Origin of the sequence: Marinomonas sargassi, from assembly GCF_025716875.1 — a bacterium.
Taxonomy (GTDB): domain Bacteria; phylum Pseudomonadota; class Gammaproteobacteria; order Pseudomonadales; family Marinomonadaceae; genus Marinomonas; species Marinomonas sargassi.
On the sequence record NZ_JAOVZB010000002.1, the window covers coordinates 398,577 to 420,024 of the forward strand.

Here is a 21,448-nt window from a genome sequence, read left to right on the forward strand (position 1 = left end):
TACACTTTCTGACATTAATTGACATTTCATAACATAGCTACATACTCAAAGATTGTCAGGACAACTAAATAATTAGGCAACTCAAAGGAAGGAGTAACATGGAATTTTTTAGAAATAGGTCTATTGGCCAAAAAATCGGTAGTGCTGTCGGCCTACTATTATCTCTACTCATCATAACGTCTGTATTTAGCATTGCTAGAGTCTCCTCGATCGGGCATGAGCTACAAACGGTTCATTCAGAAGACATCCCCCTCACAGCTCTCATATCAGACATAACCATTAAGCAATTGGAAAAGTCCATTGCACTAGAAAAAGCATTTCGAGTTTCTAACATTACCAGTTCGGATGACTCCATTCATGACTTGATTAATGTTGTTAAACGACTCGCAGAAGAAATTGATGTGGAGATAAAAAAAGGGGAAGCAATTTTAAAAGTTGCAGCATCACATGCCATATCAAAAGAACTAGAAATAGAATTAGCTCGTTTGAACAAAATACTTCACAGTATTGAAATGGAGCATATGGAGTTTGAAAAACAAGTCGATGCCATTGTCATTAAAATGGCCGAAGGGCAAGTAATTAACAGCCAAAGTGTTATTCAATTGGAAAATGCTCAACACTTACTCAATAAACACTTGGAAGAACTGCTTGTCAAAATTGAACTTATGACTGAGCATGCAATGGAAACAGCCATTCATCATGAAGAAGCTGCGTTAAGTGAGATGGTCTGGATTAGTATTATTTCTACTGTCATAGGTTTAGTTTCTGGTATTTTCATCACACACTCCATCACAAAGCCCCTTAACTACGCGACCAATATTGCCAAACGCCTTGCAGGTGGTGACCTAACCGTTCAAGTCGAAGTGACATCAAAAGACGAAACTGGCCAGCTACTAAGTGCTATGCAGGAAATGGTTAATAACCTATTAGATATGGTTCACCAAATATCTGCTGCATCAGAACAACTAACCCAATCTACCCATGAAGTTTCGATAGTAACCAGCCAAACAACCAGCAATATATTATTACAAAATGATGAGCTTGATCAGGTTCTAGTGGCTATGAATGAGATGAGTAGCTCTATCCAAGAGGTGGCTTCTAGCGCTCAGGAGACATCAGTTTCAACCTCGAAAGCAAAAGAGCATGCCCTGACTGGACGCAATAAAATAAATGATGCCTGCGGTGCTATCACTGCATTAGCAAGAGACTTTGACGGAATAAAAGTCATTGCTGGAAAATTGGAAGCCGAAACAGAAAATGTAGATACCATTCTAGAAGTCATTACAACAATAGCCGAGCAAACCAACCTATTAGCATTAAACGCTGCAATTGAAGCAGCTCGTGCTGGTGAGCAAGGTCGCGGTTTTGCAGTCGTTGCCGACGAGGTCCGAACTCTAGCCATCCGAACACAAGACTCTATTAATGAAGTTCAATCAACCACTAACAGATTAAAATCTGAGGCTCAATCCTCTTCTGATGCAATGGAAAATGGACAGAAAAAAACACAATCAAGTGCTACCCTATCCACAGAAGCAGTGCAGTATATTGAAGATATCTATGCTGCAATGGAGCAAATTAGCAATATGAATCTTCAAGTCGCCAGTGCTGCAGAACAACAAAGCTCGGTAACAGAAGAAGTGAATAGGTCTATCACTCGATTGAACGATTCTGCAAAAGAAAGCTCTGCAGGAGTTTCAATGGTCAATCAAGCCACGGAAGAAATTGAAGTATTATCCGTTAGCCTAAAAGATCTTATTAGCCGCTTTAAAATCGCTTAATGAATAAAGCCATAAAGAGTAAAGTAATAGACAAAGTAGTCTATTACTTTTGATTATGTTCATTCGAGAATCTAACAGACTAGTAAAGCAAGTACCTAAGTAAACTTACTAACCCTTTAAGATAAAAATCTTTCAGCCACCTTTCAGAAAGAGACGAGCCTTACTCTCCCATTGTCTTCAAAAATACTTGGTAATAATTATGCGTGTCACAACTTTCAGATTTTACGGTGTCATTCTGGAAGCCAGCTCTTGAAAGCACCTTCATTGAGGCTATATTTTCTTTTTTCACTCTTCCGAATAACCGAAAATAACCCGCTGTACGAGCTAAACTTAGCAAAGCCAATACTGTATTCGTCATACAGCCCCGATGAAGTTCACTCGCCCAGTAGCCTATTTCTGCATTTTCTAAATCAGGGGACTTTATATCAATGGCTGCCACCACATCACCAGTCTGAGACATCAGCAGAAAGATAAAGTGCTTTTTTTCTTTCCAGCCGTTAAGCCCTATTTCAAAAAAACTTTCTGCTTTGTCCTTCGTGTATGGAGTACTGCCAAACAAGTCTTCAAATATCCACTTATAGACACTTGGCTCATTACAAATAGTCGTCACACCTTGAACAAGACTTGGACTAACTTCGAGCTCATCGATACGCCTCAGAATATACCTTTCTCCCGAAAGGTAATTTTGCACAGGAACAGCGATATCACTAGGAAAGTTTGGCATCATATTCATATGTTAAAAAGCACCTTAAATTTTACTCGTACCTGTTTTCCATCCCACTCATTCAACATAAGCAATGAGGTTATATTAACCAATAATTTGCAGAGGTAATGCCTGAGTATTCTTTAATTCACTCAATACGGCATTTGAGTTTATGGCGTGAATCTTAGGCAATTTTGATAGGTGCTTATAAAAAAAACGTTCATAGCTTTCCATGTCTTTAGTGACAATGCGTAATAGAAAATCACTGTTGCCTAGCATTGAATAACATTCCGTTATTTCTGCATGCTGACAGATCGCCTGCTCAAACAAAGCGAGTGTGTTCTCATCGTTCTCTGATAACTTAACCTCTGTATAGAGTACCAAATTAAAACCCAAGGATTTACGGTTGAGCACAGCGACTTTCTGCTGAATAAACCCTTTTTCTTCTAGTCGTTGAATTCTTCTCCAACAAGGGGTTTGGGATAGATTAACTTTTTCAGCAATTTCTAAGGTCGATAAGCTTGCGTCAACCTGTAGGCACCCCAAAATAGCGAGATCTATTTTATCAAGTTCATTATTCATATTTTTCTCTCCTCATGTTCCGTTTTCGGTATTAGCTACGCATTACTTATGCTCTAATTTAGTTAATTGAAAATATTTTTCTAACAATCTAATTTATTTTAGAAAAATTAGCCAATATTCCTTTTTATAGCGCATTAATAGCAAAATTTTTCTTTTAGTTCGTCGTTATACTAAAAACCAGTTGCTTAGTATTTATTAAGGAGAACCCATGAAGAATAAATTGCTACTTGCTGCGTTCCAAATACCCCATAATTTTCATTCCGAATTAGGGATGTATTTCGAACAATTACCCGTTGATCCTTATATCGACGGAGATTATCGACTACGAGGTTATTCTCGTTATCAGAAAAAAGGCGATAGCTACACTCGCTTACCCCATACACCATTTTGTCAGTCGTCAAATATTAATCGCTTGGTAGGTGACGTTCAGCGTGATTTTTCGCCTATGGATGAGCACATCGATCATACGGATGAGCTTCAGCACCTATTACGCTCGTTTGCTGAATATACACTGGGGGGTGAAGATGGCGTTATTGAGGCACATCAAATTCGAGTAACCTGTGACGCCCAACAAGCGGGTAACCCTGCCCCAGAAGGCATCCATCAGGATGGATTTAACTTTGTAGGAATTTGCTGTCTTAAGCGCCAAGATATTTCTGGCGGAAACACCAAGATTTTCACTGACTCAGAAGGTGAAGATTTGCACATAAACACGGTGTTAGAAGAAGGCCAATTTATCATTTTTAATGACCAGCGTTATTACCACTATGTGTCAGAAACCTTATCAGAACAACAAGGAAAAAAAGGAGTAAGAGATGTCTTCGTTTTCACAGCATAAACCAAAATTACTAGAGCAGATTAATAGCATCAGGCAGCAATTTCCTGCTTTAAATACTCAAGACTCCGAGTCCCTACCAATATTTTTTGATGGTCCAGGAGGGACGCAAATCCCTACCTCTGTTATTGCCGCAGTGGGCGATTATTACCGACAAGGAAACTCCAATTTAGGAGGAGACTTTAGCGTAAGCCGAAAAACTGTTGATATCGTAAATACAGCCCGTGACTGCGTCGCAACATTGGTTGGAGCAACGTCTCCAAGTACGATTGTTTTTGGCGCGAATATGACCAGCCTAACCCTAAGCTTTAGCCGCTCAATTGGGCAAACATGGCAGGCTGGAGATAATATTATTTTGTCCGAAGCTGACCACGGTGGAAACCGCAGCGCATGGAAACGTATTGCAGAAGAACGAGGCGTTCATGTGCATTACATCCCTATTATTGACAAGAAATGTGCGTTGGATCTTAAGTATTTTGATACCTTAATCAATAACAAAACGCGCTTAGTTGCTGTGACCGCTGCTAGTAACGTGAGTGGTACTAGAACCGATCTAGAACACATTATAAAAGCAGCAAAAGAGAACGGAGCGATAAGTTACATTGATGCTGTGCATCTATTACCGCATCAACGTCTTAATGTAACAGAGTTAGACTGTGACTTTTTAGCGGGATCTGTGTACAAATTCTTTGGCCCACATGTGGGATTTGTTTACGGGAAAAAACAACATTTAGAAGGCTTTAAGCCTTACAAAGTCGAGCCAGCACCGACCTTCCCACCTAATTGTTGGGAAACAGGAACGCTTAACTTTGAAGCCCTCGCCGGTACGGTTGCTGCCATTCATTATATGGCCTCACTCGGTGAAGGTGACTCGTTAGATGAACAACTGGATGATGCTTACCAAAACATTATTCGTTACGAACACCATCTAGCAAAAATGTGTCTAGATAAGCTAATCGCTATGCCAGAAGTCACAATCTATGGTGTACATAACGATAGCTACCATGAGAGAACGCCGACCTTCGCGTTATCATTTGCTAATCACCAGCCTAAAGAAATTGCTCAAGCGTTGGGAGAAAAAAATATTTTCACATGGAGCGGTCACTTGTACGCAGACAAACTTATCGACTCACTAGGCTTAAGTGATAAAGGCGGGATACTACGAATTGGTCTAACGCACTACAACACCGAAGCTGAAGTTGATTTGTTTATTGAAACGTTAGAAAGCATTCTTAATAGCTAAGGTTTTGACTAAATATTGAGTTAAAAGTTAACGCTTTTAGAAGGAAAAAGACGGCTATATGCACCTCTAGTTAAGGTACTCATAGCCGTCTAATATCTTGAAGTACATAAAATTTCACTCTGTCCCTAATCACCCTTTCTATTTATCTACAGAGTATTTTCCCAACGAAGCGATTTCAGGCTCAGTTAAATAACGCCATTGGCCTACTTCGACATCAAGGTAAACATCGCCTATTTGCTCCCGATGAAGCGACACTACACGATTCCCCACGGCAGCAAACATGCGCTTTACCTGATGGAATCGACCTTCCGTTATAGTCAGTAGTACTTCCTTTGGAGTAAGTATTTCCAGATCAGCAGGCAAGGTTAACTTATCCTCCCCTTGCAGTTGTATGCCCTTTGCGAACTTCTCTGATATATCAGCTGCAGCATCATTAGACATAGCTCGTGAAAGCCCAACGCGATACACCTTACGGCAGGCATTTTTAGGTGAAGTAATATGAAATGACCAACGTCCATCATCCGTAATTAACACCAAGCCCGTTGTGTCTGCATCTAAACGCCCTGCAATGTGTAATTCAGAGACCTTATCAATATCTAAACAATGAAACACAGATGGGTAAGCTTCATCGATATTTGAGCAAACCGTATTCGCAGGTTTATGCAGCAGAAGATAGCGAAAAGCCCGAGGAACCAGCTTAACACCATTGAGCAGAACCACATTATTTTCATGGACTTGCATAGCTTCATTCACAGCTAACATTCCGTTAACCAAAACATCGCCAGCATGAATACACTGAATCGCCTCAGGCTTCGTAAGCTCAGTACTTTTACACAACAACTTATCAAGGCGCATGGTAGAAAATTCAAAAAGTGGAAGAGCGGATTATTATCCTTTCTAAACAAGAATTAGCAAGATATCACTCGTTTTGGAAAAAATGCTTATGTACAAATGACCTAGTTGTAGACTCTATTTTTCCTTTCATGCCATGCAATAAATACCAGTGAGATGATAAGCAAAAGCTGAATAGGTGTCCTGATGATTAGTGGTGTCGCAGCTCGTCCATTAAAAGGAATATCATTTAATGCAGCATAAATGTTTGCAGGAAAAAAACATATCAGCATAACAATCAAACAATAGCTTGCCAGTATCCGTGTTCTTGGTAATAGCAATCCAATTGCCCCCGCAAATTCAAACAAGCCCGTTAGATATATTATAGAAAGGTCTTTTGGAATAGGCGGTGGAAGCATCGCTAACATATCCAACTTCAATGGCGAAAAATGACTACTGCCAATTACACATAAAACTAAGATGACAGCAAAACGAAGGCTATCAGCCAATTGCCAATCCACTTGAAACTTACCTGCACGGCCTCTAAACCTACGAAGCAATTCACATAACAAAAAAGTGGGTATAAAAATATAAAGAACAATCATGGGGACCCTCTATATAAAACACAAACTTAACACTGTTAAGATAGAATTATTACTAATTTCTGTCAATATGTGTTTTTGCTCTATTTTTTAATAAAGCATTCATTAAAATAGAGCAGTAAAGCTCATCGAAAAAGGCAAAAAGCCTATGAAAAACAGTTATCATCACGGTAATTTAAGAGACACTTTGCTATCGAAATCTATCGAGATTTTAAATGACAAAGGGTTGAAAGGTTTGTCTGTGCGAGCGGTAGCAAAATTAGCTGGCGTAAGTGAAGCTGCTCCTTATAGCCATTTTAAAAATAAAGATAAGCTACTAGAAGCTATTGCGATTGAAGGCTATGAAAAGCTCAGACAATCACTTGATGAAATGACCGAGTTAACCCGCTTTGAGATGATAGAGCGTTTAGCTATTGGCTACGTGTCTTTTGCATTGGAAAATGTACAACTCTTTCGCTTGATGTTTGGTCGCGAACTAGCAGAGTTAACAGTCTCGGAGAGACATAGAGAAGCAAGTGCGATGTGTTACGAGCCACTATCCTTAGAGGTGAGTAAGTTATTAGATAACAAGCAAAGTGGACTCACTGTTGAAGCCGCAACAACCTCAACTTGGTCCATAGTCCATGGTTTGTCGATTTTATTAATTGACGGAAAAGTCCCCTTTCCAACTGACAGGCAAGAACAACAGCACTTCATTGCTAATCGATGTCATGTCATTACCCTTGCACTTTCTTAAGCCCTCTTCATTACCATTGCCTTAATAAATAAGAGATCGAGTTAATAAACCTCCCTTTTTACGGAAAACACAAAGTAAGAATGCATGGAAAAAGGCAAAAACGAAATAAAGCGCGAACAGCTTTAATCTATCGGATGATTAAGGCATCAGTCCTAAAAACTTTCCTATTCTTATAAGATGCCTACCCTAAGGAAACCGTCTCAAAACTTAATTGCTCTTCAATACCCGCTACTCTATGGACATTAGCTTCTATCCACTCGGACCAGCACGTTTCAGCTCTTACTATTGCTTTGTATGCAGAAATAAACCATTTCCAAAGTTCATTTCTACTCCTAAAAATATATAAACTTAGTACAGTCTTTACCCTAGTAACACTCCCTTTTTCAAAAGCTAAGTTGATTAACTCATTTCATCTTCTAGATCTTTTAGCTCTTCCACAATAGTAATGAACTTTTTACCAAAAGGCGTTGCAACATACTCTACTTTAGGAGGTATTTCGTTGTATTCGATTCGCTCAATAATGCCAAAATCAACATTCTTCCGTAGACAATCATTAAGTACCTTGGTTGATAAACCGTCCACACTTCTAACCATTTCACCGGGTCGGTTAATACCTTCTGTCAAAAGCTGATATACCGTCAGAGACCATTTACAGCGAAAAACAGCTTCAACAATACGCGTACTACGTTCTGGCACAGAATTAATTTTAACTATTTTTTTCTTATTAATCATAAAGATATACCTTTAAGTACCTACCTTACCAAATAGTACTTACTATTTTTAAGCCCATCTCACTTGTAATCTTGGCCTCACTTTACATATGAATACGAGGATTAACAAATGGAAAATACAAAGCAACCTATTGCACTTATCGTTGGTGGATCAAGCGGAATGGGATTCGAAAGTGCAAAGCTTTTACTGAAAAATAACATAAAGACAATCATTGTCGGACGTAATTTAGAAAAGCTAAACAAAGCCAGCCAAGCTTTGTCTGTATATGGAGAGGTTAGCACGATTCAAGCAGACCTATACAATCAAGATGATGTACAAAGCATTATTGAGTTTGCGGGCGTTAATAATCTGTATATCAAATACTTACTGAATTCTGCAGGCTACTTTAAACCTAAACCATTCGTTGAACACGATAATGGTGACTTCGATATTTACCACGAATTAAATCGCGCCATATTTTTTATATCTCAAGCTGTGGCAAAGAACATGATTAAAAATGGCGGTGGTTCTATTGTAAATATTGGTTCTATGTGGGCAAAGCAAGCAATCAAAGCAACCCCTTCTTCCGCCTATTCAATGGCAAAAGCAGGCTTGCATTCATTAACACAGCACATGGCAATGGAGTTAGCAGACAGCAACATTCGCGTAAATGCGATCTCCCCTGCTTTGGTGAAATCAACGATTTTCGAATCTTTCATTGATCCAACGGTTATGGATGAAACGCTAGCGACTTTTAATGGTTTCCACCCAATTGGAAGAATCGGTCAGCCAGAAGATGTTGCTAAAGTCGCAAATCTGCTACTAAGTGATGAATCAAGCTGGGTAACAGGTGCAATATGGGACGTTGATGGTGGTGTAATCGCAGGCCGTAACTAAATAAGTAAATTAAAAAGGTAGCCTGCTTTCCGGTAGGCTATCTTTTTGCTTTATCTGTGGTGTTATAACACTCCAACTAACAACACTGAGCATATCAATTTATATGCACTTGGCACTTAAATAATAACCACACATTAGAAACTTTACTCCGGCTCATTTACTCATATGAGCGGTATTTAATTTCGAGCAAGCAATAAATTTCCACCTGAGAAGCCAAGGAAAAGCGCACAGCCTCGGTTAAATCGCTTAGCCATGGCAGGCTTTGAAAACCACTGCCTTAAATACACACCAAACATGGCGTAAATGGTTAAAGCCACATATTCAAGTACAAGAGACATAGCACCCAGTGTATAAAACTGCTGAGTAACATTGGCTTCAACATTCACAAACTGAGGCAGAAAGGCAGTAAAAACAAGAATGGCCTTAGGGTTCCCCGCTGCGAGCAGGAACTCTTGCTTAAATAGGCCACGATAGTTCTTGGTTTTGACGACATCAGTAATAGGACTCACATCAGAGCGCCAAAGGTTGAAAGCCAGCCAAAGCAAATACAACGCCCCAACTAATTTGATAAGAAGAAACAACATCTCCGATGTATATAAGACAACCGCCAACCCAGAAGCTGCCAATACAATCATGATTGAGAAAACGACAATCCGACCAAAGCCAGCAATCATCGCCGCTTTCAAGCCATAACAACGAGCATTATTCATCGCCAAAAGATTATTGGGGCCAGGTGCCATACTCAAAGCAAAACACGCAGGTATAAAAAGAAGAAGGTTAATTAATTCCATTTGAAAGTCCTATTTCCAGTTTTCTTAACTCTTAACAAGGTAGCACGGCCATTACTTATATTCGCCTAAATAACAGTACCCAAACAACAATGCTAAACAGAAATTTGGGGAAGGTATGAAACAACTAGGATTCAGCTTTATGTTTACTCCAGCCCCAATTATTCCAATTATTTTTTATATTTCTGAAAATGGAATTACACATAATTTACCTGTAATCATACTAACCATTTGATACATGAATTGTTTGGGTAATATAGCTACGGCCTCTGTCGCTATAGGCCTAAGTTCACCCTGCATTATTTCTTCAATCTCACTTGGCCTATACCTAGCAGAATGCCCCAAATAGAACATTAGAAGATAAGAATTACATAAATGGTGGTATGTACCTTCCTGTATGGAGCAATAATACCTATATCCATTACGAGTTAGAATGGAGGCAATTCCAAGGGTGGAGTATTCTTTCAACACATTTTTGTAAACACTGGGCCAGTTATCGTTACTGACTTTTTTTCTTTTCTGACTTCTATATATTACTTTCCCGTCTTTTTCATATGGTTCCAAGAAATAGTCTTTCCTGTTATTTTTCCGGAATTTTTTTGTATCAATACTATTTTCAAGACCTTTTGGATAATCAACCTCAGTCATAAGATAAGTGGCTGCTTCATTAACACAAAATCTAATATTAATAGGCAAGTACTTTGGCTGTTTGAAAAAACCAAGGTTCCTGCTAATACCACTAAGCTCTGGAATAAATGTACATACATTACGAAGCATTAACTCATGCTTACCCGACACTGGAGTTCCCAGTATTTTTGCAAATTCTAAAAAGACATTTGTACAGTTTTTGATTTTCCCAGATATTGTCAATGAGTGTTTTTTTCCATGAGTATTTGTTATACCGTGATGCTCAGCAATATCCTCAAGCTTTATTTTATTAACAGAAAGAAGTGTTTTAACAAGGTTCATCATACCGTAATAATAAAGTGTGCCTTTTGCAGGCATGCTGACTGACTCTGCAGCTTTGTAAAAGTCTTCGGCTAGAGATGCAAAATACCTTGCTCTTGTAAAACACTTTCTATTATTACCTACAGATTTATCAATTCTTTCAAGAAGATGACCATGCATAAACGACCAAGGGTCAGCTGTCAAAATAGCTAACTCTGCAGGCTCCATTGATATATGCGAGTACCTAACCTTTTGATATTTATATTTTGCTTCCTTAACTTCTTGTAAAGCCATAATCCCTCTAACTAAAAATCTAATAAATAAGGTTGAAGTAAATTTTATTATTACGACTAGCTTATGAGCCTCTCAATTATTACAGCACATGCCCTGTTAAATTTATATTTTACGAACAGCACTCGCTATTAGAAAATTCATTTGAGATACGTTGCTAAAATACTTCAGCATATGATTCCTATTATTTCTGCTCATACCTCTTGTGCCAACTGCAGATGACCAAGAAAGCCAGTCAGCCCTGCCAACCCTCAGATATTGCTCTCTTATATCAGGTAAACCAAACCTCAGATCTGGAATTTCTAAGATCTTACTTTTACTAATATCAGTGGCATACTTATGCTCTAAAAGCTTTACTAAAATTGAGCTATATTCAGATGTTCCACCTAAGTATTCTTCAGCTATTTTTGCAAACCAAAATAGTTGTTCTTCAGTAACGATTACTGAGTTATCTAGATGATCAATTATAACCTGAGCTAATGAGCTCTTATCATCAATATTTTTGCAGAAATAAAATAGCTTTTTACTTAGATTTGGAAATTTATCAAAAAACACTGCTATATATTCAAGTACATCTTCACCTTTATCGTTCATAAAAGTAAGGATAAGCTCTGCATCCATTTCCTCTAACTCGGGATTATGGAGAAGGTTGTATAAATACTCTTGCTGCTCAGAATCAAGGGTCAACTCACCCTCAATCTCAACTTCTTCTTCACCGTTATACGTTTCTACAAGCTCAGTTCTAACATATAAAAGCTGCTTTCTAACTTCTTCTATGTGTTCATCCACATTTTCAATAGCAATCTTTCCCTGTTTTGTTTTAGAGCTATTGAAGCTAAGGCCTTTCTCCCCTGAAAGCTGTTGAAGAAGAATAAAGTCATGCTCAACCTTTTGCTGATTATTTGAAAAGAGGTAAATATCATCCATGAATCGAAACATTAGATCTGATTTCAATATTCTTGAATTGTCTAAAAACTTAAGAAACTCTGCACCAATAACCTTGCATGGGTGAATTCCCTGAGGTAAACAATCTACGCTTCGGCCAGAGTTTATTTCTCTCAAAAACTGCCCCAGCCCCTCAACATCGGATTGGTCCCTATCTCCATCATCAAACCACTTTACAATATCATGGTGATAAACTGAGTTGAAATATGTAGCAATATCAAGTTTCAACCCATATTCAAACTTTGCATTGGCTTCAGCTACAGACTTTTTAAACTCTCTATAGGCTTTACTTAGGGGAATAGCTTTGCCATTTTCGAAACGATGCCCAAAACTAATTCTATTGTCTGAAAAGTCCTTTCTAAATGAAGTTCGGTTTCTGTTTATTAGATCATATATATAAAATTCGGCAACAGGGTCTAATTTTAATGTTCTCCTAAGATGCAAACCATGCTTTGCCGCATGACACCTAGCTTGAGGAAGAAAATGATGTGATTCTTCATTATTATTCAGCACACTTTGATATATATATTCACTTAGTTCAACAGCACCATTTTCAATAACAATTCGATTTGTATCTAAAGGGAACAACCCTTTAGAAAAGTCATCCTTGAAATACTCTACAGTTCTATCCACTGACGCCATAACTTACCTTTATTCTTTTAGCCTTTTAATAATATATATTCGTTTACATATTCTCAGAATCAACCAAATAATATTCTATACTATTATCTTGAAAAAACTTCTAAGTTTATTAACAATCCTAAAAATGGGAAAATAGAACATACATGTTATTTCTGAACTCTGATCAGGAGACTACTGCCCGATACCCCTTCCATAAAAAAACTATGATTCATTGACCAAAAACAGCTTTAAAAACCATTAAACGAAAATCATGTATTTGTTTTCGTATTTCCCCAGCACCCCTTCGATGCAATCCCGATTGCACGACAGCTCGATAGTCGGGTTACCGTGTTTGAAATACCAAGTAAATCACAGAGAATATCCTAAACACCTTACGTAAATGACCGCGTAGGAGATAAAAAGCTATAAACAGAAAAAGGAGGCGTTAAGATTCTGACCGAAGAGACCTTTTGGTTACTTTTGCGGATCTGGGCAAAAGTTACCCGCCCAGCAGGGCGGAAAAATACTCCCAACTACAAAGCGTTCTAATGGAAATAGAAAGAACCCCATCCTAGCCTTCCCCTTGAAGAAAGGGGAAGGAACAGACAAAAAAAATACCCAGCCTAAGCTGGGTATTTTCGGATTAAAACAACGCGTTTACTTTTTATGAGCAAACGCCGTCTTCGTACAATCCCCATCTAATTTATCTTGCTCTTCCGCCAAAATATCATCCGTAAACTGCCCCATGAAACAGCAACAAATACCTTCACCTATCATAGTTCTTGGCCCCATTGGATGACCAATATGCTTATACACACCATGGCTGTGACCATGCCCATGGCTATGACCGTGCGAATGACCGTGGCTATGGGAATGATCGTGAGAATGTCCGTGTGAATGACTAGGATCGTGGCTATGGGAATGTCCATGTGAGTGATCGTGAGAATGACTATCTTCGTGTGAATGGGCTTTATCCGTCGCAGCCACACCTTGTGTATCATCCTCTGGGTCCACAAACTCCGCATGGTGGTGATGCACATCCACTTCACCCGCCGCAAGTCGGCGTTTGAAAGAACTCATTAAGGTTTCTTCACCGCTTGTTTGCGAGCCTTGCATGATCTCTTCAACACGATTTTGGAAGGCATCTATCACCCTTGGGTGATCACTTAGGTAAGGCGTTTGAATGAACTTAACCTCAGGGTTTGCTTGTGCCACTTTGTCCACATAGCCCTGAATACGCTTAATCAAGCGACCTGTGAATAAGAAGTAAGGGGCAACAACAATGCGCTTATAGCCCAGCTTCATGAGCTTTTCTAAGCCCACACCAACGGATGGGTAAGTCACACCAGAATAAACCGTATCCGCCCAACCAAAGCCCATGTTTTCGTTCACAATACGAGTCAGCTTCGCTGCTTCGGCATTGGCTGAGGTATCGGAAGTACCGCGTCCCACCACCACAAGCAAGGTGTCGTATAGATTTTCAGGTGGATTCTCTGGGTCTAAACCAAGGGACTCATAAATACGCGCTTGAAAGGCGTTGATCATGTCATCTTGCAAGCCCAACTCACGACCATAGGTCACCTGTAAACCTTGGTTCTTTTCTTCGTAGGTCGTTAAAACAGAGGGAATATCATTTTTCGCATGGGTGGCCGCAAACAACATACCCGGCACGGCATAGATCTCTTCTACTCCCTGCTTTAATAGGCTGTTTAACCCCATGTGAATATTCGGTGCGGAGAATTCCAAGAAACCGTATTCCACTGGCATATCTGGAAAGCGCTCTTTCAGCCCTTTTGCCACTAAGCCAAATTCGCGTTCGGCGTCTTTGTCGCGACTACCGTGGCCGCAAATCATAATTCCCTGTTTTTTGGTATTGCTCATTCTGTCTCTCTTTCTGTCGCCTTCATGGCGAAGTGATCATGGTATTAATGCTGTTCTTTCTCATTTTTACATGGCCAGTATTATGAGTTACCGGCCTTGCTCTTGCTGCTGATCTAAATCAATCAACAGGGATTGAATCTGCTCTTGGTGGTCATCGGCATTTTGCCACATGCCACGTTGAATTGCTTCTAACAATCGCTCGCCCATTTCCTCTAGGGCATGGGGATTATTATCGCGCATAAATTGCTGGTTTTTCGGGTCGAGTAAAAGGCTGTCTGTGACTTGTTCGTATTGGTAATCGGATACCAAATCTGTGGTGGCATCGTAGGCGAACAAGTAATCCACGGTCGCCGTCATTTCAAACGCCCCTTTATAGCCGTGCTCTTGCATGGCACCGATCCATTTCGGGTTCAAGACACGGGAGCGCACCACACGGTTTAGCTCTTCTTTTAAAGTACGCACCTTAGGGCTGGTCGGATTGGAATGGTCATTATGGTACACGCTCGGCACTTGTCCACTAAACTCAGTGACCGCATTGGTCATCCCCCCTTGGAACTGGTAATAATCGTCCGAATCGAGAATATCGTGCTCGCGATTATCTTGGTTTTGTACCACTGCGTCTAACTGGGACAAACGCTCGACAAAAGCGCCTTTCGCTTCAACGCCATCCTGTTGACCTGAGGTTTCACCAGAATGATAGCTACCATCGTAGGCGTAGCCGCCCCAGTTCACATAGGCTTCCGCAAGGTCGGCTTTGCTGTCCCAACAACGCTCGTCAATCAAGCCCTGTAGGCCAGCGCCATATGCCCCCGGTTTACTACCAAATACTCGATAAGAGGCTTGTCGACTCGCTTGTGTTTCGTCCATTCCTTGCTCAAGCAAGATTTGCTTACGGGCAGTGATATTTTGACGAATCACATTGCCCTGTCCTGGTTCTTCGAAATCGGCAATGGCTTGCACAGCCGCGTCATAAAGCCGCATAACATTGGCAAAAGCATCTCGGAAGAAGCCAGATACTCGTAAGGTGACATCCACCCTTGGACGACCAAGTTGCATGCAAGATAAAACTTCAAAGTCAGTGACACGATTTGATCCCGGTGCCCAAATAGGGCGAACCCCCATCAACGCAAAGGCTTGGGCAATATCATCGCCCCCCGTTCGCATGGTGGCCGTACCCCACACGGACAAACCTAGGTCTTTCGGGTAATCACCGTGTTCTTGTAAATGGCGTTGCACTAAGGCTTCCGCCGATTTTTGACCAATTGCCCACGCCGCTGGAGACGGAATGGCTCTATTATCCACAGAGAAGAAGTTGCGACCTGTGGGCAAAGTATCTAAGCGCCCTCTTGTGGGTGCGCCACTTGGCCCCGGAGGAATAAAGCCGCCCTCTAAGCCAGTTATCAGCGCCGAGATTTCAGCTTCTGCGCTACGCTCTAGAGCCGCCATTAAGGTGGTTTTACTGTGGGCTAATAAAGCGGCGGTTTGCGGTAAATCGATTTCGATCAAATCTAAGTTTTCTTGGTGGATGAGATGCGCCAACACCAAGTCTTTTGCGAGCAATTCTAACCGCTCTTTGGTGTCAGCATGGGTTCGCCAATCTTCATTACTCACCGCCAACAACTGGGCTGGCTTATCGCCTAACCAAGGGGTGCGCAGGCTTTGCATTGGGTCAAAGCTGTCGTCCTTTGCCCATAAATTTAGGTCTTTGGCTAAGCTGTGCAAAATCCCCTGACTGGTCACTTCGTTACCGCGGGGTAAGCGCAATAAGGCTACCAATGTATCGGCGAACTTGTCTTCCTCTGGCAATTGGCCAAGGCGATGCAAACCATGGCGAATCTGTGCTTCTTTAATGTCACATAGGTAAGTGTCTAGCCCCTCAAGTACCGATTTTTCATCTTGGGCATCCACCGAGCTGAGTTCTTCTAATAAGTGGGTTTCTTGAACCTTTTTGAGAATTTGTTCCCGTAACCAAGTTTCACGACGAATATCCATACCCATAGCTTGGTAGTACTCGTCTACCAAGTTTTCCAGCTCGGCCATTTCCCCATAGCTTTCCGCTCGTGTCATCGGCGGCATCAGGTGATCAATAATAGTAGCTTGATTACGGCGTTTGGCCTGCGCCCCTTCCCCCGGATCATTGACGATAAAAGGGTAAAAGTTGGGCATTGGCCCAAGGGCGATATCTGGCCAGCATTCATCAGACAAGGCCGTACCTTTACCCGGTAACCATTCGAGATTGCCATGTTTGCCCACGTGTACAAAAGCATCCACTTTATAAACGTGACGCAGCCAAAAATAGAAAGCCAAATAGCTGTGAGGCGGCACCAAATCTGGGTCATGGTAGTTTGCTAACAGATCAAGGTTGAAACCTCGTGCTGGCTGAATGCCCACAAAGGTCTCCCCTAAACGAATACCCGCTAGCATAATGCGCCATTGGCCATTTTGCTCTCGGCATTTGTGGTCGTCTTCCGGTGGCCCCCACCTTTCCCAAACCGCTTGTTGAGAGGACAAAGGCAACTGATAAAAATATTCTAGGTAGGTATCCAGCGCCAAACTCTGCCAACACCCCCGCTCATGAAGGCTATTAGGGTTATTGGTCACCACACCTAATAAAGCTTCAATTAAGCCATTGCCATCGGCTGGAATATCTTCGATGGGATAATCAGCTTGCGCCAAGGCATTGAGTAAGTTCACCGTTGAAGCAGGGGTATCTAGCCCCACACCATTACCAATGCGACCATCTTTGGTTGGGTAGTTGGCCAATACAAATGCAATGCGTTTTTCGCTATTGGCTTTACTGGCAAGGTTGGCGTAGCGCTTAGCCAATTGAGCGACAAACCTCGCTCGCTCTTCATGAAGCTCATAACGTATCAGGTCGATTTGAGCAGTTTCATGGTAATGGCTTAAAGCTTTAAAGCTCACTGCACGGGTGACAATACGGCCGTCCATTTCAGGCAATACGATTTGCATGGCCACATCTCGACTGCGCAAACCTTGAGTTTGCTGCTGCCAGTCTTCTTCCGTACTGCCCGATAAAATCAACTGCAAAACAGGCAAGGGTAAATCAAAAGCTGACTGAAAATCCGTCGGTTCAGAAGCAAGATCAGGCGTACCCACACGGTTCGCCGCAAAGCCTGTGGTGTTCAAAATAACGCTGGCTTGGGTTTGTGTGGCTAGCGTTTCGATTAAGCTAACGCAAACCGCGTCTTTCAATGAGCCAACGGCAACTGCCAGTGGCACCATGCCTTCATCTTCCATTACTTCTAGCAAGGCATCGAACATGCCTGTATTGCCACTCTGCAAATGAGAGCGATAGAAAAGCACTAAGGCCACAGGCTTATTGGTTAAGTCCGCTTCATAGTGAGACTGCCATTCACTCAGGCTAGACGCTTGGCCTTTGAAATAGAGCAAGGCATTGGGCAAAGGGGCTGGCTCTCGCCATACAATCTGGTGTTGGAAGAATTCCGCAAAAAGAAATCGGAATAAAGCTTCACTGTTGGCAAGGCCACTTTCACGAAGATAACGCCATACTCGGTGGGCGTTTTCCATGCTACAGCTAGAAGCTTGCAGTAAGGCAGGATCTGGAGTGTCGTCCCCCGGTACAAAAATAAGAGTGCGGTTTGGCTTGGCTTGCGCCCACGCTTGCAGCTGTTGAAAGCCATAAGCCCAGTAATGCTCGCCGCCCAATAGGGAAACTACTACTAGGTTTGCCGAGTCCAACACCTTATCTTCATAAAGGTCATAGGCGGCGGGTTTTACGAGTTGCATCCAGTTAGCAAGGCGTACCGTTGGTAATTGACTAGCATCCAATCCATCATCGGCTAATTCATCTGCTAGGGAAGCATGCAGGGAATCTAAACCACTGCCTAAGGCACTTAATACGGAATCAGCAGCAGCCAAAACAACGATATTCGCAGGGGTTTGTCCTAGGTCGACAATGCCTTCGTCGTCTACAAATCCCCCCGGTTTGGCTGCTAATAGATGCACTTCTTATTTCCCCGTAATTCACTTAATTTGAATATTCAAAACCCCAAAAGCCTTAACACGATGTCGCGAGCGAAGATAAGACAAGGCAAAAACAGACGAGAAAGCGGAGTTTATAAGTTATAAATGAGCATTTCGAGTCTGTTTTTAACGACGTATTAACAAGCGAAGTAGTCGTGAAAGGTCTTTTTAAGCGCTTAAAGAATCAAGCAAGGCACCTTCGATTTGCGATTTAGAAATACCTTTACCGATGAAAACCAGTTGCGTTTTACGGGCTTCATCCGCTTGCCATAGACGATCAAAGTAACGGTCTAGACGCGTACCGACCACTTGGAATACCTGACGCATAGGCTTGCCATGTACCGCCGCAAAACCTTTTACTCGGAAGATATTATGTTGCTCCACCAGCTGGGTAAGGGTTTCTTGCAAAAGGTCGGATTGCACTTCACCAAGGGTGATAACAAAAGAGTCAAAATGATCGTGGGCATGATCATGATGCTCACCATGGGCGTGATGGTGATCATGGTGGTTATGAACTTCTTCAATACGGCTTTCGGTTGCAGCATCGATACCCAACAAAGCATCCAGTGCGACTTCGCCATTTTCCACGTAGACGGTTTTCACCGTGCTCGGTACTTCATGGCTAATCACACCCTGTACTCGGTCACGGGATGGCTCATCTAGCAAATCGTTTTTGGTCACTACCACAAGATCCGCTGCACTTAGCTGATCATCCAGTAGCTCTTGCAAACTTGGATCATGATCTAGGCTTTCGTCTGCTTCACGTTGCGCTTGCACCTTGTTTTCATCATGGGCAAAACGACCTGCAGCGACAGCTGCACCATCAACGACTGTGATAACCGCATCCACTGTGCAGTATTCTTTAATACCCGGCCAATTGAAGGCTTGTACTAGGGGCTTAGGTAGAGCCAAACCGCTGGTTTCAATAAGAATGTGGTCAATGTCGTCACGGCGAGCAACCAATTGTTCCATAACAGGTAAGAACTCTTCTTCTACCGTGCAGCAGATACAACCATTAGCCAGTTCATAGAAACCATCATCCCCTTCTCCGGCGCCTTGCTCATCGTCACAATCCAGAGGACAAGAACGCAGTAAATCGGAATCAATATCCAGTTCACCAAACTCATTTACGATAACGGCAATGCGTTTGCCTTGGGCTTGTTTCAAAACATTAGACAAGAGCGTGGTTTTACCGCTACCTAGAAAGCCAGTCACGATTGTCGTTGGAATTTTATTAAGTTGCATGATCAATCCTTCTCACTTTTAGGTTGCTCTGAAGTCACAGAGCGTGTTTTCGGTTTGTGTACTTTTCTAAATATGTGCGGCTGACTTTTATCGTAGAGATAAGAATCGGCAAAGTCGTCCGTATCTAAGACCTTGCCCACCAATACTAAGCTAGTGCGGGTAAATTTCTTCTCCCTTACTTTTGCCACTATGTCAGCTAGGGTACCGACCACAAAATCTTGGTCTGGCCAGCTAGTGCGATAACACACAGCCACAGGGCAATCTTCCCCATAGTGAGGAATCAGCTCTTCTACAATTTTATGAATGCGGGTAATACCAAGGTGAATCGCCAAGGTCGCGCCACTTTGTGCAAGGGCCGGCAAACGCTCTCTTTCAGGGAAAGGGGTTTTGCCTTCATAGCGGGTCATGATGACAGTTTGAGACACACCCGAAAGAGTCAGCTCTTTTTTCAATAAAGCAGCTGAAGCGGCCACAGCACTGACACCGGGAATCACTTCGTAATTTATATCCAAAGCTTCTAAACGACGAATTTGTTCGCCAATGGCACCGTATAAAGCAGGGTCACCCGATTGTAGGCGTGCCACATCTTTACCCTCTTCCGAGGCTTTTTCGATCACAGCCGTGGTTTCTTCGAGCGTCATTTCTGCTGTGTCGTAAATAGCTTCTGCCGAGCCACGCACACTGTCGATGACTTGCATGGGAATGAGAGACCCTGCGTACAGAATGACCTGACAACGCTCTATGGTTTTAACGGCTTTTACCGTCATTAAATCAGGATCGCCCGGCCCAGCGCCGATAAAGAAAACTGTCATTTTACTACCTTAATTTTCACGCTATTTAAACAACTCTGTCTTTCTAAGAGTTAGGTGTTAAGCGTTAAAGTTTTTTGGAATACCCGCGAGGTGTATAGATCCAATTCTTTTGCCCATTCACTATGTGCTTAGTGTCCGAATTGCCTACGCTGACCATGGTAAACATGTCTACGTCTTTGGCATCCAACTCGCCCAATGTCGTGAAGGTAATTTCTTCTTCTGGTCTTGTAAGCTGTCGGCCAATCATCACCGGAGTACTCGCTGGACGATATTGCAATAAGACATCACGGGCGTGGTTCAATTGCCAGTCCCGCTTTTTCGATACTGGGTTATAAAAAGACACCACAAAATCCCCAGCACCACAGGCATGAAGACGCTTATCTATGGTTTCCCACGGGGTCAGTAGGTCAGATAATGAGATGGTACAAAAGTCGTGACCTAACATGGCACCCACTCGGCTAGCGCCTGCTTGCATAGCAGAAATACCGGGGATAACTTCTATCTCTACGTCCAACCATTCAGGGTGGTTCTCTTTACCTTGCAACTGCTGGTCGAGCAGTTCAAACACCAAGGTCGCCATGGCGTATATGCCAATATCGCCGCTGGAAATTAAGGCTGTTGTTTTACCTTCTGCCGCCAAACTTAGCGCCAAACGTGCTCGGCCAATTTCTTCACCCAGTGGTAAGTCGTGGAATTGTTTGCCTTCGCTCAACTCACCTAATAAATCTAGGTAATAGCCATAGGCCACCCAATCAGTACAAGCTGCTAATGCTTTTGTGGCATTGGGTGCTACTAGGCCTAAATCACCGGGCCCCATGCCCATTACAAATAACTTCGTCATGTCATCTCTATATCAAATCATGCGCTTAAAACGCGAATAGCAGCATTGTACAGGGGTTGGTGATTTTTTGGGATGAAAAGGTCTAGTTTCAAAATGAACATTGTTCAGGTGGGAGTATAAATAATAAGAAACAGGCACAAAAAAGCCAGTTAG

General features: G+C 42.0%; 18 protein-coding genes. 5 read left to right on the top strand and 13 right to left on the bottom strand.

All coding sequences use genetic code 11. The features are described 5' to 3' along the window. The first annotated feature begins 98 nt into the window (after positions 1–98). Positions 99–1,778: a methyl-accepting chemotaxis protein gene (locus OFY17_RS14890; protein WP_263529889.1), complete on the top strand. Its 1,680-nt coding sequence runs from the start codon at positions 99–101 to the stop codon at positions 1,776–1,778. 160 nt (positions 1,779–1,938) lie between these two features. Here OFY17_RS14890 and OFY17_RS06345 read toward each other — a convergent pair whose 3' ends face one another. Both OFY17_RS06345 and OFY17_RS06350 read right to left on the bottom strand, forming a co-directional pair. Beyond that, the gene (locus OFY17_RS06345) at positions 1,939–2,511 is read right to left on the bottom strand and encodes a GNAT family N-acetyltransferase (RefSeq protein ID WP_263529890.1); all 573 of its coding nucleotides are present in this window, start codon (positions 2,509–2,511) and stop codon (positions 1,939–1,941) included. Positions 2,512–2,586: 75 nt separating this feature from the next. After that, the gene (locus tag OFY17_RS06350; protein ID WP_263529891.1) at positions 2,587–3,063 is read right to left on the bottom strand and encodes an Lrp/AsnC family transcriptional regulator; all 477 of its coding nucleotides are present in this window, start codon (positions 3,061–3,063) and stop codon (positions 2,587–2,589) included. Positions 3,064–3,271: 208 nt separating this feature from the next. Here OFY17_RS06350 and OFY17_RS06355 point away from each other — a divergent pair, with 208 nt between their 5' ends. Together OFY17_RS06355 and OFY17_RS06360 are read left to right on the top strand one after the other, a co-directional pair. Beyond that, positions 3,272–3,901 (top strand): 2OG-Fe dioxygenase family protein, encoded by a 630-nt coding sequence (locus OFY17_RS06355; protein ID WP_263529892.1) that lies wholly within the window; start codon positions 3,272–3,274, stop codon positions 3,899–3,901. Then, positions 3,879–5,141 (top strand): cysteine desulfurase-like protein, encoded by a 1,263-nt coding sequence (locus OFY17_RS06360; RefSeq protein WP_263529893.1) that lies wholly within the window; start codon positions 3,879–3,881, stop codon positions 5,139–5,141. Before OFY17_RS06355 ends, OFY17_RS06360 begins: the two co-directional genes overlap by 23 nt. A 138-nt stretch (positions 5,142–5,279) precedes the next feature. Here the strand turns inward: OFY17_RS06360 and OFY17_RS06365 are convergent, their stop codons facing one another. Further along, positions 5,280–5,996, bottom strand: a complete 717-nt coding sequence (locus OFY17_RS06365; RefSeq protein WP_263529894.1) for a pseudouridine synthase — start codon at positions 5,994–5,996, stop codon at positions 5,280–5,282. Positions 5,997–6,097: 101 nt separating this feature from the next. Next, positions 6,098–6,577, bottom strand: a complete 480-nt coding sequence (locus OFY17_RS06370) for a DoxX family protein (RefSeq protein WP_263529895.1) — start codon at positions 6,575–6,577, stop codon at positions 6,098–6,100. A gap of 145 nt (positions 6,578–6,722) precedes the next feature. Between OFY17_RS06370 and OFY17_RS06375 the strand changes: the two genes are divergently transcribed. Continuing rightward, on the top strand, positions 6,723–7,310 hold the full coding sequence (locus OFY17_RS06375) for a TetR/AcrR family transcriptional regulator (RefSeq protein WP_263529896.1): 588 nt from the start codon (positions 6,723–6,725) through the stop codon (positions 7,308–7,310). 399 nt (positions 7,311–7,709) lie between these two features. Here OFY17_RS06375 and OFY17_RS06380 read toward each other — a convergent pair whose 3' ends face one another. Beyond that, positions 7,710–8,042, bottom strand: coding sequence for a winged helix-turn-helix transcriptional regulator (locus OFY17_RS06380; protein WP_263529897.1), 333 nt, complete (start codon positions 8,040–8,042; stop codon positions 7,710–7,712). A 108-nt stretch (positions 8,043–8,150) separates the two neighbouring features. Here OFY17_RS06380 and OFY17_RS06385 point away from each other — a divergent pair, with 108 nt between their 5' ends. After that, positions 8,151–8,918, top strand: coding sequence for an SDR family NAD(P)-dependent oxidoreductase (locus OFY17_RS06385; RefSeq protein WP_263529898.1), 768 nt, complete (start codon positions 8,151–8,153; stop codon positions 8,916–8,918). Positions 8,919–9,094: 176 nt separating this feature from the next. Here the strand turns inward: OFY17_RS06385 and OFY17_RS06390 are convergent, their stop codons facing one another. The 8 genes from OFY17_RS06390 to cobJ all read right to left on the bottom strand — a co-directional run bounded on the left by OFY17_RS06390 (position 9,095) and on the right by cobJ (position 21,295). After that, the gene (locus OFY17_RS06390) at positions 9,095–9,709 is read right to left on the bottom strand and encodes a LysE family translocator (RefSeq protein ID WP_263529899.1); all 615 of its coding nucleotides are present in this window, start codon (positions 9,707–9,709) and stop codon (positions 9,095–9,097) included. 174 nt (positions 9,710–9,883) lie between these two features. Continuing rightward, the gene (locus tag OFY17_RS06395) at positions 9,884–10,948 is read right to left on the bottom strand and encodes a YaaC family protein (RefSeq protein ID WP_263529900.1); all 1,065 of its coding nucleotides are present in this window, start codon (positions 10,946–10,948) and stop codon (positions 9,884–9,886) included. A 102-nt stretch (positions 10,949–11,050) separates the two neighbouring features. Beyond that, positions 11,051–12,532 (bottom strand): antiviral reverse transcriptase Drt5, encoded by a 1,482-nt coding sequence (drt5, locus tag OFY17_RS06400; protein WP_263529901.1) that lies wholly within the window; start codon positions 12,530–12,532, stop codon positions 11,051–11,053. 636 nt (positions 12,533–13,168) lie between these two features. Next, a complete protein-coding gene (locus OFY17_RS06405; protein WP_263529902.1) occupies positions 13,169–14,392 on the bottom strand; it encodes a sirohydrochlorin chelatase in 1,224 nt (407 codons plus the stop codon). A gap of 87 nt (positions 14,393–14,479) precedes the next feature. Beyond that, positions 14,480–18,379: a cobaltochelatase subunit CobN gene (gene cobN, locus OFY17_RS06410; protein WP_263529903.1), complete on the bottom strand. Its 3,900-nt coding sequence runs from the start codon at positions 18,377–18,379 to the stop codon at positions 14,480–14,482. 186 nt (positions 18,380–18,565) lie between these two features. Then, positions 18,566–19,642: a cobalamin biosynthesis protein CobW gene (cobW, locus tag OFY17_RS06415; RefSeq protein ID WP_263529904.1), complete on the bottom strand. Its 1,077-nt coding sequence runs from the start codon at positions 19,640–19,642 to the stop codon at positions 18,566–18,568. A 2-nt stretch (positions 19,643–19,644) separates the two neighbouring features. Beyond that, positions 19,645–20,454 carry a precorrin-4 C(11)-methyltransferase gene (cobM, locus tag OFY17_RS06420; protein ID WP_263529905.1) on the bottom strand — a complete coding sequence of 270 codons (810 nt, stop codon included), beginning with the start codon at positions 20,452–20,454 and terminating at the stop codon, positions 19,645–19,647. Positions 20,455–20,518: 64 nt separating this feature from the next. After that, on the bottom strand, positions 20,519–21,295 hold the full coding sequence (cobJ, locus tag OFY17_RS06425; RefSeq protein WP_263529906.1) for a precorrin-3B C(17)-methyltransferase: 777 nt from the start codon (positions 21,293–21,295) through the stop codon (positions 20,519–20,521). Positions 21,296–21,448: the final 153 nt, after the last annotated feature.